Consider the following 13,154-nt stretch of genomic DNA (forward strand, 5'->3'; position numbering starts at 1 on the left):
GCTCCACAGTTTTGCGTAGACCATGCATCAGGCCGCCATTATGGCAGCATGCGCTCCTCCTTCGGCGGCAGGTAGCTTGCGTCGAAAACCTGTTCAGCCTTGACGTTGCCCTTGAGGCCGATGGAAACCTTCAGCGTCTCCATGGATGCCGCAAGGCGTGCCGGATCGACGCCACCCATGCCGTTTTCGATCACGTAGGGCGTCTTGATGTTCATCGAATTTGCCATATTGAGGCGCTGCAATTCGATATCAGGGTTCAGCGTTTCGTTACGCTTCAGAACTGCAGCAACGCCCTCTTCCGGGTTCTTGACGGCATCGGCAAAGCCCTTGGCAAGCGCCTTGAGGAAACCTTTCACCGCTTGCGGATTTTCTTTAGCGAAATCAGTGTTTACCAGCACGGCGTTGCCATAGAGATTCAAGCCATGCTCCGCCATCAGGATCGTGGCGATATCATCGTCAGAGATGCCCTGCGCCTTCAGGTTCAGGATCACCGAGAAAGCGAAGCCAAAGACGGCATCGACATCGCCCTTTGCCAGCATCGGTTCGCGCACGGGGAAGCCGATGGACTGGATCGTGATCTTGCTATCATCGATCTTGGCGACCTCCTTGAACGCCTTCCACTGGGCGAAGGCGCCATCCGGCGGCGGCGCGCCAAGCTTCTTGCCTTCCAGCGACTTCGGGTCTTCCGTGACGCCCAAGGACTTGCGACCGACGACTGCGAAGGTCGGCCGCTCATAGACCATGTAAACGGCCTTCACCTTCTGTGTCGGATCTTCGTCGAGAAACTTCATGACGGAATTGATATCGCCGAAGCCCATCTGGTAGGCGCCGGTTGCAACCCGTGGGATGGCTTCGACGGAGCCGTTGCCGCTATCGATCGTGACATCCAGGCCCTCGGCCTTGAAATATCCCTTATCGAGCGCGAGCAGAAAGCCTGCGGATGGGCCTTCGAATTTCCAGTCGAGCGTGAATTTGATCGGCGTATCGGCGAAAGCTGCAATGGGTGCGACGGAGATGCCGGCGAACATGGAAAGAGCGGCTAAAGCCGCTGTCTTTGAAAACAGCCTTCGCGTGAACATTCAGAAATTTTCCTCTGGAGGTTTTTTGTGTCGTTGCCGTCATACAAACCAATTTCATTCCTAATGGCAAGAACTAATAGCTTATAAATTGCGCAAATTTTATTTTGACTATTTTTTATCCTTTTAGGGCTTTTGCTGGAGGCATGACGCTAATTGAATAGGCGAAACATAGATGTCGCACTGTCAGTGCTAAGGATATGAACACATCGTTCTTCCGCTCATGGATTGCGAAATCCACCGAGACGATGAAGATGGCAGCATCAACGACAGTCCGGAGAGACGCATGACATCGGCCCTTGGCATCCACCACATCACCATGATCACGAAGAAGGTTCAGGCAAATGTGGATTTCTATGCGGGTTTTCTCGGACTGCGACTGGTCAAGCGAACAGCCGGCTTCGAAGACGCCATGCAGCTCCACCTGCTCTACGGCGACTATGCCGCCACCCCTGGATCACTGATGACGTTTCTTGTCTGGGAGGATGGCGGACAGGGGCGCGTCGGTTACGGACAAACACTGGAGGTGTCTCTTGCAATCGATCCCGCGAGCATCGGCTTCTGGCTCACGCGCGCCTTGCGGGCGGGCGTCCATACCGAAGGACCGATGGAAGAGTTCGGCGAGCCTGTCATCCGGCTGAAGGATCCGGACGGCATCATCATCAAGCTTGTCGGCACCGGCGCCTTCCCTGAAGCCCAGCCGCATGATGCGCCCGGCATCCCGATAGAACACGCCATCCGTCGCATTCGTGGCGCTACCGTCCTCAGCGAAGTGCCGGAAGAGACCGAAAGCTTCCTCTCCAACTATTTCGGCTACGCGCGCCAAAACAAACAAGGCGCAATCCGCCGTATGTCGTCCGATGCCGGCGATATTATTGACGTCCGCGATGCAACGGGCTTCTGGTCCAGTGCGCCGGGCACAGGCACCGTGGATCACATCGCCTTTCGCGCCAAGGACATGGATGAACTGGACGAGACGCTCAAGCGGCTGAAGTCCCTGAACTCTTCCACCGCCAATGCGCATGACCGAAAATATTTTCACTCGCTCTATGTCCGCGAGCCGGGCGGCGTGCTGATCGAGATGGCGACCGACGCGCCGGGCATGACCATCGACGAGCCGCTGGAAAGGCTCGGCGAGGAACTATTCATTCCGCCGCTCTTCATGCGCGATGAGGAAGACGTGCGCGTGGCGCTGCCGCAATTCTCCATGCCGGGAGAGGAGCGCGTGATCTACCGCGACCTGCCCTTCATCCATCGTTTCCACACGCCTGCGGACCCGGATGGCAGCACCATTATCCTGCTTCACGGTTCGGGCGGCAGCGAGACCAGCTTGATGGCACTGGCACATCGGGCCAACCCCAACGCCACGCTGCTTGGCGTTCGCGGCAGGAGCACGGAAGAAGATGTGGCGCGCTGGTTCCGGCGCTTTGGCGATCTTAACTTCGACCAGACGGATATTGCTGCTGAAGCCGAAGCCTTCGCCGCCTTCATGCAAGGCGCGATCCAGTCGTATGGCATTGATCGCGCCAAGTTGCGCTTCATCGGCCACTCCAACGGCGCCAACTTCCTCGCCGCCTTCTTTGCCCTCCATCCCGATTGGGCGGCCGATGCCTTGCTGCTTAGACCGATGCCGGTTCTGGAGCATTGGCCTGCCGTGGATTTAGCCTCCAAACACTTCCTGCTGGCTGCCGGAGAGACAGATCGCCATCGCGACAAGGCCCATGCGCTTGCCGACATTCTGAAAGGCAGCGGCGCCGAGGTGGAGGTCAGGGTTCTGCCGAACAATCACGACCTTGGATTCGAAGACGTCGAACTGGCCAAGGAATGGATCGCGGCGCACGCGGCCAACTAGGCGCCAAGAACGACCGCGGTGGGAACCAAAAGACGCCAAGACGCTTGCAGATACCGCAATAAAAGGCTTTAAAAAACAGAGCTATACGCGGAGTGCTTATGACATCTTTCCTGCTGCTTCTTATCGTCGGCTATGTTGTTGCGTTTTTCTATACGCTGAGCGCCAGCATCAAGAACTCCCGACGCCTCGCAGAGCTTGAAAAGGAAGTGTCCAGCCTCAAGGCCCAGATGGCGGCGGGTGTCGTGCCGGTTGCCATGTCTGCCGACGATCGAGAGCAGTTGAAGGACGCAACGGACCTAGCCGCTGAAAGCGCGACGCCACTGGCTTCGCAGGCTGAAACTGAAACTGCTGAAGCGGAGCAAAACGTCATACCGCCGCCGCTGCCAATTCCGTCAAAGGCAGAGGCCCTTAAGCAGGAAGACGCTGTTTCCGCCCACGCTACAACCACCCAGGCGACCCCGAAGGAAAGCTTCGAAAGCAGACTTGGTGCGCGTTGGGCTGTCTGGCTCGGCGGCATAACGCTTGGTCTCGGCGGCATATTGCTGGTCAAATACTCTATCGAAAACGGTCTGTTGAGCCCCGCTGTGCGGCTTGCCATGGCGGCCCTCTTCGGTCTTCTGCTTGCTGCTGCCGGCGAAGCCATCCGCCGCCGGGCCGTGCCTGGCATTGCGGCCGCCTATTCCAATGCCATGATCCCCGGCGTATTGACAGCCGCCGCCTCGCTGACCCTCTTCGGTGTGGTCTTTGCCGCCTATGGCATCTACGAGTATATCGGACCGACGACGGCTTTCATCCTGCTTGCGCTGGTGGCTTTCGCCACACTCGGACTGTCGCTGCTTCACGGTCAGGCGCTTGCAGGGCTCGGGCTCTTCGGCTCGATGATCACGCCCGCTCTTATTGTTACCGAGACGCCGAACATCTGGGCGCTCTTCGGCTTCCTCACCGTCTCATGGGTGGCAACAGCGCTTGCGGCGCGATACCAGCGATGGAAGTTCGTGCCCGCTCTCGCCAATATCGGCCTTGGCCTTTGGGCTGTCGGCTACACCATGGCGTCGACCACGGTCCTCGCAGAGCCTGTCATGTTCGCCCTTCTCGCGATGATCGCGGGCTTGATCTGGATCTGGCCTGGCGAAGTCTACGAGCATGTCGCAGATGAAAAACCGCCTGTGACCGAGGGGGATGCTGCAAAACCCGCAAACCGCCTTCTCGTGTTCCTGGCAAGACCGCCGCTCGCGATCAATCTCACCGCCTCGCTTGCGATCGTTCTCACCGCACTTGCCATGCTGGCCAGCAGCGCCGGCATCAGCATGCATCCGGCTTTCGTCGTTGCTGTGCTCATCATCGGGCTTGCGGCGCTGGGTGCCGGCCGCCTCAATGCGGTGTGGCCCGCCATCTTCGCTTCGCTCGCAGCACTCGGCTGCGCCAATATCCTGGCGCAAAACAACCTCGAATTCCTGTCGACGTTCGGCAGCGTCGCAACACCTGCCTCGATCGCCGTCGATCACAGTCTTCAGGCTTCGATCACCCGCATCATGGGCATCGTCTTCCTGCTGTTTGCCGTGGAAGCGATACGGCGCAGAACATTGAGGGATGCGAGTTTCGGCACACTCTGGGCGTTGATCGGCTCCATCGTTCCCGTCGGGCTCGGCGTCATCAGTTTCGTCGAATATGGCAATCTGACGCGGGACTGGCTGCACGCGGCCTATGGCGTGGCGATCGGTCTCGTTCTCTTTGGCGCTGCCTATCGTTTCGACAGAAGCTCTGCGCCTGCCTTCCAGCGGCCCGTCAATATTCTCATTGTCGGCTCATTCCTCGGCTTTCTATTGACGATCCATGCCCTGACGAACGGGCTGGCGACCACCATCCTTATCCCGCTTCTCGGCTTTATCTACGTTCTCGGAACGCGGCGTCGTTCCTGGCCGGCTCTCGCCTGGGTCATGGCACTCGCACTTGTCATCGTGCTTGGCAGGATTGCCTGGGAGCCGACGATCGTCGGTCCGCAGAACCTTGGTACCACGCCCGTCTTCAATGCGCTTCTTGCAGGCTATGGCATTCCTGCCCTGCTTGCCGTGGTCTCGGCATGGCTGTTGCGCCATTCACCTGATCTCCGCGTCCGAAACTTCCTGCAAGCTCTTGCAAGCCTGATGGTGTTGTTGACGCTGGCAATCCTCGTGCGGCACGCGATGAATGGCGGCGTGTTGAACGACGCGGTGCCGACACTCGGCGAACAATCGATCTACACGCTGCTGACGATCGGCATGTCCGGTGTGCTGATGACGCTCGACATGAAAAGCCCAAGTCCGATCTTCCGCTACGGCTCGATGCTCGCCGGCTGCCTTGCGATCGTCAATGTGCTGGTTGCGCATTTCTTTGTGCTGAACCCCTATTTTACCGGCGAGAACACCGGACGCTGGCCGTTCTTCAACCTGCTTCTCATCGGCTATCTGCTGCCGGGCGCGGCCTATGCGGGACTTGCTTTTTATGCCCGAGGCAAACGCCCTCAGCCTTATGTTGCCTTGCTCGCGCTTGCGGGCGCAGTCCTTGGCTTTGCTTGGGCAACGTTATCGGTCCGCCGCTTCTGGCAGGGGGAGAACATTGCGGACTGGAAGGGCTTTCTCCAGGGTGAGACCTACAGCTATTCCGTCGTCTGGCTCGCCATTGGCGTGCTGCTCCTGGCGCTTGGCTCTCGCTTCGATGCCAAGAGCCTGCGTCTCGCCTCCGCTGCGCTGGTGCTGCTTGCTGTTGCCAAGGCGTTCCTCATCGATATGAGCAATCTGGAAGGCGTGTTGCGCGCCCTCTCCTTCATCGGACTTGGCGTCGTGCTGATCGGCATCGGCCTCTTCTACCAGAAGATCCTGACGGCCAAACCGAAGGATGCCGCGGCTGAGCAGTGATTGCGCCGCCGTTTCACCCGCTCTAAAACGCGATGTCATGAGAGTGGGGAATCGCGAATGCATGCTGGGTCTTTTGCGCCATATGAAGCGCTTGCCGAAACGCTGATCCCGCATGCGGCGGAAGGCGATGATGGTTCGCATGATCTCGCGCATATTCACCGCGTCTTCCGCAATGCCATGCGCATTCATGGGCAAGAGGGCGGGAACGGCACGGTGCTGGCCGCAAGCGTTCTGCTGCATGATTGCCTGGCGGTCGAGAAGAATTCGCCACTGCGTTCACAAGCGTCGCGTCTGGCTGCCGAGAAGGCGAGTGCCATTCTTGGCGGCCTCGGCTGGACGCAACGGGATATCGAAGCCGTGGCCCACGCGATTCTGACGCACAGCTTTTCCGCCAATCTAGTGCCCGAATCGCTCGAGGCGAAGATCCTGCAGGATGCGGACAGGCTGGATGCCATCGGCATGGTGGGTGCGGCCCGCTGCTTCTACATTGCCGGGCGCCTGGGCTCAGCCCTATACGATCCAGCCGACCCACTGGCGAAAGACCGTCCGCTCGATGATCGCCGCTTTGCCATTGACCATTTTGAAAACAAGCTTTTCAAGTTGGCCAATGGCTTTCAAACCGAAACCGGGCGACAGCTTGCAAAAGAACGACATGAGCGTCTTCAACAGGTGCTCGATATGTTTCTAGACGAAATCTGAGGAAACGGCGATGCAGATCACCCAATTGAATATCTACCCTGTGAAGAGTGCCAGAGGCATTGCACTTTCGCAGAGCGCCATTTCCGCTGAAGGCCTGCCAGGCGACCGCCGCGCCATGCTGGTTGACCCCTCCGGTCATTTCATCACCCAACGCGAACTTCCTGCAATCGCCAGCTTGAACGTGGTGCCGGAAGCCGGCGGCTATCGCCTGTCCATCGATGGCAAGGGCGAAGTCCTCGCCGTACCGTCGGCTGCGCGGCTCGAAATTACCGTCTGGAAATCAAACGTCGATGCCGCTCTGGCGACGGATGACGTCAACGGCGCGCTGTCGCAGTGGCTTGGGAAAGAGATGAAGCTCGCCTTCTTCGATGACCGGTCAACGCGCCTTGCCAATGTGGAGTGGACCGGCAACGAGACGCCCGTCACCTTTGCAGATGGCTACCAGATCCTGGTTGCGACCACTGCCTCGCTTGAGGCTCTCAACGCGAACATGATGGCGAATGGCGAAGACAGCATCGGCATGGAGCGTTTCCGCCCCAACATCGTTCTGGAGACGGATGAAGCATGGGCGGAAGATCGCTGGGCGGCGATCGATATCAACGGTATTCGCTTCGATCTCGTCAAACCATGCGCCCGCTGTATCATGACCACGCAGGACCAGAAAACGGGCTCACGTGATGTTCCCTCCCCGATGAAGGCCATGGGCCGTATCCGGATGTCCGCGGATCGTCGCGTTCCGGGCGTGCTCTTCGGCTGGAACCTGACCCCTCGCGGTGCAGGGACGATCAGCCTCGGCGATGTCGCAAAGGTCATAGAGTGGCGCGACGAGGCATGGCCTTTGAAGCGACGCGGCTAGACCTTACGCGCAGCCACGATGAGGAAGATCGGGCGGCGGTTCTCATGCACGAGTTCCGGGCGTTCGGTGAGAAGAGCAGGATCCGGCTTCGGTTCCGATAGCCGCTCTATGGCAAAGCCCGCATCGATCAGCGAGTTGATGATGCTCGACAAGGTACGGTGATACTTGATGACATCATCCGCCATCCAGTTCGAATGGCGCTCGCCCTCCTGTTGATAATTGTCGAGCGGCCAATGAAGAATGTCGCCAGCTTCCCCGTAAAACCAGTCCTGCTGCTCAAGTGCAGTAAACACGGGATGTTCGGTCGAGAAGACGAAGGCACCGTCCTTCTTCAGCAGCTTAAAGACGCGCGCAAAGACCGGCTCGAGCGACGCGACATAATGGAGAGCCAACGAACTCAACACGACATCGAAGCTATCCGCCTCGAAGACCGCATCTTCGATCGCCTCACGCCGGTAGCTGATCCTGGGATGCGCATTGATCCGTTCCGCCCTCTCCAGCATTTTCTCTGACAAATCGAGGCCGACGACGTTTGCCGCGCCTTGCTCAACCGCGTAGCGGCAATGCCAGCCAAAGCCGCAGCCGAGATCCAGAACCGATTTCCCCTCCAGCGGCGGCAAGAGCGCACGGAACTCGTGCCATTCCCCAGCTTGTGCCAATCCGCCTTCCGAACGGGGCATGGCGCTGTAGCGTTCGAAGAAACCCTCATCGTCATAAATATTCTGTTTCATCGCAGGTTCCAGTTTATCGATGATCGCTCGTCGCGATGGTCCATCAACCTCGCTGATGCACCTGTCAAGAAAAGTCGCTGGTGTCATCGCGTGCGGATGAATACTGTTCTTCTCCTATCCGGAGGAACATCATGGCCACATTATCCAGCGCGTCTACCAGCCGGCCCATGCCGTGGCTGATCATTCTGGCTGGATCGCTGATCGCCGTGATGACCTTTGGGCCGCGCTCGGCCATGGGTTTCTTCCAGCTGCCGATGCTGGCAGATACGGGCTGGGATCGCTCGACATTCGGGCTCGCCATGGCGCTGCAGAACCTCTTCTGGGGTCTGGGACAACCTTTCTTCGGCGCACTGGCTGACAAGTATGGCACCGGGCGGGTGCTTGTTCTGTCTGGCGTCCTCTATGCGCTAGGGCTCCTGTGCATGTCCTTCGGCACCTCGCCCTTCTGGCTGCATTTCGGCGGTGGCGTTCTCGTCGGGCTTGGCATTGCAGCGGGCTCCTTCAGCGTTATCCTGTCGGCCTTTGCCCGGCATGTGACGCCTGAGCAGCGCTCCATGGCCTTCGGGATCGGCACCGCTGCGGGATCGGCGGGCATGTTCATCTTCGCGCCTATCAGCCAGGGATTGATTTCCAATTACGGCTGGTCGGACAGTCTCGTCTTTCTCAGCGTCATGATGCTTTTGGTGCCGCTTCTGGCATGGCCGCTGCGCGGTGACTCGTCGTCTGGCTCACAGTCGCAGGCACAATTTCAGCAGACCGTCGGTGCCGCTTTGAAAGAGGCGCTTGGTCACAAGAGCTACTTGTTGCTGACCACAGGCTTTTTCGTTTGCGGCTTTCAGGTAGCTTTCATCACCGCGCATTTTCCCGCCTATCTCGGCGATATCGGTATCGAACCGCGCTATGCGGTGATCGCCATGGCGCTGATCGGTTTCTTCAATATCGGCGGATCGCTTGCGGCCGGCTTCATCGGGCAGCGCTATTCTAAGCCGCATTTTCTGGCCTATATCTATATCGGCCGTTCGATTGCGGTGACCGCCTTTCTCCTTCTGCCGCAGACGCCCGTCTCCGTCGTCATCTTTGCCGCAGTGATGGGAATCTTGTGGCTTTCCACGGTGCCGCCGACAAATGGCCTCGTCGCGATCATGTTCGGTACCCGTCACCTCGGCATGCTGGGTGGCGTGGTGTTTCTGTCGCACCAGGTCGGCTCGTTCCTTGGCGTATGGCTCGGCGGCTTCCTCTACGACAAGCTTGGCTCTTACGATCTCGTCTGGTGGCTGGGTGTCGCGATGGGTATTTTTGCCGCCATCGTGCATTGGCCGATTGAAGAGCGACCCGTCATGCGGCCTGCGGCTGCGGCGGCTTAAAGCCAAGAGACAAATTGATCAACCGGGTTGACCGACTGGTCCTGCCCCGCCTGCCGTCTCATTCAACTTCCGCTCCAAGGCCTTCAGAGCCGCCTGGACGAAACCGTCGCGGGCGGCATTTTCTTGAATCCCTCTCGGCTCATAGACGTGTCTGTTGAGAAAATGATTCGTCAGACGAAAGGCGGCAGACAGGCTTTGGCAATCCGCCGACGGTGCATGTGCCTCGCCAAGAAAAGGAGGCAGCGCCAGCATACGCTGCGCATAGGGCGCGCCAGCGGCACGAGAAACAGCTCTGCCTGTCTTTGGAGAAACATAGACAAGGTCGCTGCGAATTCCAGTCGCTGCACACTCGGTGAGATCGAGCCCGAAGCCGAGATCGTTCAACACGGCCAGTTCAAAGCGCACGAACAATTCGCCCGCGTCAGCCGGGTCGGAGAGATTGTCGAGAATGATATCGAGCGCGCGATAGAGATGCGGGTGCGGATCGCGCTCCGGCAAGAGCCGCAGCAGCGCGCCCATGGCCTGTACGCCATAAACGGCAGTCGCCGTTTCCATCAGTTGCGCGGCGCGCAATTGAAGCGGCTCGATGCGGTATTCACCCAAGTGATCATCAAGGCGGGCGCGCCAGGTGACATCGACGCGATTGCCGGCCTGTAGGACGGGCTGCATGGATCTGGACCGGCCACCCCGTACCATTCCGAGATGGCGCCCACGGGCGCTCGTCATCACCTCAGCAATGACGCTCGTCTCGCCATGGCGCTTGACGCCAAGAATAATTGCCTCGTCCTGCCACTGCATGAAGATATCGCCCAGAGCTCAAACGCCACGACAGATAATCGTCGCATGACTAAAGCGTGTCGCGATCTTTCAGATTCGCTCCTTACGCTTTACAGCATCGGCCCGAAAATCGGAATCGTTTTTCGGACAGCACGATGCGTAGATCAAAGAAGATAGAGCGTCCTTTGTGCGTTCAACGGACGCACGGCGCTCCAGGTCTTTGTTTTATCGCGTGTCGTTATTGCAAAACCGATGCACACTTTTGCTTCGACCATAGTCTGCGCAAGTGGTTCGGGTCCAATGTTTACGCCATCAGGCGTGCGACGAATGACTTGAGTTCAGGCTCGGCGAAAGGCTTGTCGAGAAGGGGCGTATCGACGAAATCCTCGGGGAACCCGCTGGTATCCCCATATCCGCTGACAAAACCGAACGGAATGGCGTGATCTTTCAATCGTCTCGCCAATTCATAGCTCATCCCGTCCGAGAGATTCACATCCAACAAGACGCAGTCCGGACGCGCACGCTCCAGCGCTTCCTGGGCTTGGGCAAGAGTGGTCACGATGTCGACAGTTTCGACCCCCATAGACTGAAGGCAGGCTTCGGCGTCCATCGCAACCAGATACTCGTCCTCGATGATGAGAACCCGTTGAGGCACCATGTTTATTATATTCTCCGGGCCGGGCCTCAAATCGAAGGCCGATTTCATTAAATTAGCTTTACGTGTTCCTGACATCGCAGATCAGCTTCGCTGCGTCATTTAAAAAAGACATATCAGGATACCGGGTGAAGCCCCAGAAATCATGATTCAAAACTCGGTGAGAGCACGCTCGTAGCGTCGTGCACACCCTTGTGTGATGTGTGTCTCTTCACCCAAAAGCGCGTCGCGATCTTTCAGATCCGTTCCCCACGCTTTGAGTCTTTGTTTGATCGCATGTTGCTATCGCAGAACCGCGGCACAGTTTTGCTCGGACCATGCTTTAGATGAAGGGGCGCTTGCTGCGCGAATCGAGATCCCATCTCGCAAGGTTCGCAAGCCCCTCCTGATCCAGCACGAGACAGCCCTTGTCGATCCAGCGGATGAAGTTTCGTTCCGCAAGTTTCTTCAGCGTCTTGTTCGTGTGCACGATGGAAAGTCCGAGCGTATCTGCCACATGTTGTTGTGTGACGGGAATGGGCACGCCCTTTTGCAGCAGTCCGACGCGTGTCGCCCTTTGATGCAGGAATGCCAGAAGATAGGCCGCGCGTTCGATGGCCGTTCGCCGGCCGACACTCAACAGATGACTATCGAGCATGCGCTCTTCGCTTGCAGCGATCCAGGTGAGGTCGAAGGCAAGCGAGGGGTGATCGGTGAAAAGGCTGTGGAGGCGCCCGCGCTCGAAGACGCAAAGCGTTACAGGCGACAAGGCCTCTACTGAGTGCTGCATCTCTCCCATTACAGTGCCCTGCAGACCGACGAGGTCTCCCGGCATCAGATAGTTCAAGATCTGCCGCCGCCCGTCCTCCAGTGTCTTGTAGCGAAAGCCCCAGCCTTCCAGAACCGTGAAGAGATGGGCGCTGTGCGACCCCTCCATCAGGATCAGTGCGCCGCTTTCGACGCTCAGTTCACCCGTCTTGAAGTGCGAAACGAAATCAAGCTCCGGCGGAGTGAAATCACGGAAATGCGGCATGTCGCGAAGCGGGCACTCTTCACATGGCGTAGTGGAAACGCCGCTCGGCTTTTTTGGAGACATGACAATCCGTTAGAGGCAAGAAATGGGGTCGAGGTATCAGACGTATCAGTCCTATCACAAGACCTCTTTCCGCATTCTTGCGACCAGTCTCACAAAGGCATGACACGATAGCGAGCATTCGCGACTTGATCCATCGCCTGCCCACCTTACTGCTTGTTTTTATGCATGTCGCATTCGCGAAGCGGTTATCCGCTTCGCTTTCGTTACGCTCAATTGCGCGGAAATTCCAAGCCCATCTCGCGGAAGCGCTCCGGATCGTCGCCCCAGTTCTCTCTTACCTTGACGAAGAGGAAAAGGTGAACCGGCTGTTCGAGAATTTCCGAAAGCTCCTTGCGCGATGCGGATGAGATGGCCTTGATCGCCTCCCCTCCCTTGCCAAGCGCAATCTTCTTCTGGCTGTCGCGCTCGACATAGATGACCTGCTCGATACGCACAGAGCCATCCTTGCGCTCTTCCCATTTTTCCGTCTCCACATGGGAGGCGTAGGGCAGTTCCTGGTGCAGACGCAGGAAGAGCTTTTCACGCGTGATTTCCGCCGCGAGCTGGCGCATCGGCAGATCGGAAATCTGATCTTCCGGATAGTACCATGGGCCCTGCGGCAGTTCGCTCGACAGATAGTTCATCAGGTCATCGCAGCCGGAGCCGTTGGTGGCGGAAATCATGAAGGTGCGATCGAAGGCAACGATGTCGTTTGCTGCCGCCGCAAGCTTCAGCAGGTCTTCGCGCTTCACCTGGTCGATCTTGTTGAGGCACAGGATCTTCTTCTGACGAACATCCTTCAGGCCTTGCAGAATGGTCTCTGCGTCACCCTTTAGACCGCGCTCGCTATCGATCAGCAGCAAAATGATGTCTGCGTCCTTGGCACCACCCCAGGCAGAGGTGACCATGGCGCGGTCCAGCCTGCGGCGTGGCTTGAAGATGCCTGGCGTATCCATGAAAACGATCTGGGCATTGTCATGAATGGCGATCCCGCGCATTACCGCACGCGTCGTCTGCACCTTGTGGCTGACGATCGAGACCTTGGCGCCCACCAGCCGGTTGACCAGCGTCGACTTACCCGCATTGGTCGGCCCGATCAGCGCAACGAAACCCGAGCGCGTCGGGGCAGCTGCCTTGGCATCATCATCATTGCCCTCACCGGGCGCTGCGGCGAAATCATTCTCAGTCATGGGTGT

Annotated in this window: 11 protein-coding genes; 5 read left to right on the forward strand and 6 right to left on the reverse strand. The window is 58.3% G+C overall.

The window, feature by feature from the left end:
* Positions 1-38: 38 nt before the first annotated feature.
* Positions 39-1,028, reverse strand: a complete 990-nt coding sequence (locus EYC79_RS15650) for an ABC transporter substrate-binding protein (RefSeq protein ID WP_376782018.1) — start codon at positions 1,026-1,028, stop codon at positions 39-41.
* Between the two features lie 334 nt (positions 1,029-1,362).
* Here EYC79_RS15650 and EYC79_RS15655 point away from each other — a divergent pair, with 334 nt between their 5' ends.
* From EYC79_RS15655 to EYC79_RS15670, 4 genes are all read left to right on the forward strand, one after another.
* Complete coding sequence (locus tag EYC79_RS15655; protein ID WP_130978563.1) at positions 1,363-2,928, forward strand: VOC family protein; 1,566 nt, start codon at positions 1,363-1,365, stop codon at positions 2,926-2,928.
* A gap of 98 nt (positions 2,929-3,026) precedes the next feature.
* Positions 3,027-5,822 carry a DUF2339 domain-containing protein gene (locus EYC79_RS15660; RefSeq protein WP_130978564.1) on the forward strand — a complete coding sequence of 932 codons (2,796 nt, stop codon included), beginning with the start codon at positions 3,027-3,029 and terminating at the stop codon, positions 5,820-5,822.
* A 57-nt stretch (positions 5,823-5,879) separates the two neighbouring features.
* A complete protein-coding gene (locus EYC79_RS15665; RefSeq protein WP_130978565.1) occupies positions 5,880-6,521 on the forward strand; it encodes an HD domain-containing protein in 642 nt (213 codons plus the stop codon).
* A 10-nt stretch (positions 6,522-6,531) separates the two neighbouring features.
* Complete coding sequence (locus EYC79_RS15670; protein ID WP_130978566.1) at positions 6,532-7,377, forward strand: MOSC domain-containing protein; 846 nt, start codon at positions 6,532-6,534, stop codon at positions 7,375-7,377.
* Here the strand turns inward: EYC79_RS15670 and EYC79_RS15675 are convergent.
* Complete coding sequence (locus tag EYC79_RS15675) at positions 7,374-8,108, reverse strand: class I SAM-dependent methyltransferase (protein ID WP_130978567.1); 735 nt, start codon at positions 8,106-8,108, stop codon at positions 7,374-7,376. The genes EYC79_RS15670 and EYC79_RS15675 overlap by 4 nt on opposite strands.
* A 131-nt stretch (positions 8,109-8,239) precedes the next feature.
* On the opposite strand from EYC79_RS15675, the gene EYC79_RS15680 reads away from it, so the two are divergent.
* A complete protein-coding gene (locus tag EYC79_RS15680; RefSeq protein ID WP_111847781.1) occupies positions 8,240-9,472 on the forward strand; it encodes an MFS transporter in 1,233 nt (410 codons plus the stop codon).
* Between the two features lie 18 nt (positions 9,473-9,490).
* On the opposite strand, the gene recO is transcribed toward EYC79_RS15680, so the two are convergent.
* The 4 genes from recO to era all read right to left on the reverse strand — a co-directional run bounded on the left by recO (position 9,491) and on the right by era (position 13,148).
* Positions 9,491-10,270: a DNA repair protein RecO gene (recO, locus tag EYC79_RS15685; RefSeq protein WP_113262224.1), complete on the reverse strand. Its 780-nt coding sequence runs from the start codon at positions 10,268-10,270 to the stop codon at positions 9,491-9,493.
* A 283-nt stretch (positions 10,271-10,553) separates the two neighbouring features.
* Positions 10,554-10,907: a response regulator gene (locus tag EYC79_RS15690; RefSeq protein WP_062426149.1), complete on the reverse strand. Its 354-nt coding sequence runs from the start codon at positions 10,905-10,907 to the stop codon at positions 10,554-10,556.
* A 319-nt stretch (positions 10,908-11,226) separates the two neighbouring features.
* Positions 11,227-11,979, reverse strand: coding sequence for a Crp/Fnr family transcriptional regulator (locus EYC79_RS15695; protein WP_062425668.1), 753 nt, complete (start codon positions 11,977-11,979; stop codon positions 11,227-11,229).
* 209 nt (positions 11,980-12,188) lie between these two features.
* Positions 12,189-13,148 carry a GTPase Era gene (gene era, locus EYC79_RS15700; RefSeq protein ID WP_062438011.1) on the reverse strand — a complete coding sequence of 320 codons (960 nt, stop codon included), beginning with the start codon at positions 13,146-13,148 and terminating at the stop codon, positions 12,189-12,191.
* Positions 13,149-13,154 lie beyond the last annotated feature (6 nt).

The sequence above is a fragment of the Agrobacterium cavarae genome (assembly GCF_004310285.1).
Lineage (GTDB): Bacteria > Pseudomonadota > Alphaproteobacteria > Rhizobiales > Rhizobiaceae > Agrobacterium > Agrobacterium cavarae.

Excerpts from the sequence above, each read along its gene's own strand:
- EYC79_RS15680 (WP_111847781.1), top strand. The coding sequence starts at position 8,240 with ATGGCCACATTATCCAGCGCGTCTACCAGCCGGCCCATGCCGTGGCTG.
- EYC79_RS15665 (WP_130978565.1), top strand. The coding sequence starts at position 5,880 with ATGCATGCTGGGTCTTTTGCGCCATATGAAGCGCTTGCCGAAACGCTG.
- EYC79_RS15660 (WP_130978564.1), top strand. The coding sequence starts at position 3,027 with ATGACATCTTTCCTGCTGCTTCTTATCGTCGGCTATGTTGTTGCGTTT.
- EYC79_RS15650 (WP_376782018.1), bottom strand. The coding sequence starts at position 1,028 with ATGTTCGCCGGCATCTCCGTCGCACCCATTGCAGCTTTCGCCGATACG.
- era (WP_062438011.1), bottom strand. The coding sequence starts at position 13,148 with ATGACTGAGAATGATTTCGCCGCAGCGCCCGGTGAGGGCAATGATGAT.
- EYC79_RS15670 (WP_130978566.1), top strand. The coding sequence starts at position 6,532 with ATGCAGATCACCCAATTGAATATCTACCCTGTGAAGAGTGCCAGAGGC.
- recO (WP_113262224.1), bottom strand. The coding sequence starts at position 10,270 with ATGCAGTGGCAGGACGAGGCAATTATTCTTGGCGTCAAGCGCCATGGC.
- EYC79_RS15655 (WP_130978563.1), top strand. The coding sequence starts at position 1,363 with ATGACATCGGCCCTTGGCATCCACCACATCACCATGATCACGAAGAAG.
- EYC79_RS15695 (WP_062425668.1), bottom strand. The coding sequence starts at position 11,979 with ATGTCTCCAAAAAAGCCGAGCGGCGTTTCCACTACGCCATGTGAAGAG.
- EYC79_RS15690 (WP_062426149.1), bottom strand. The coding sequence starts at position 10,907 with ATGGTGCCTCAACGGGTTCTCATCATCGAGGACGAGTATCTGGTTGCG.
- EYC79_RS15675 (WP_130978567.1), bottom strand. The coding sequence starts at position 8,108 with ATGAAACAGAATATTTATGACGATGAGGGTTTCTTCGAACGCTACAGC.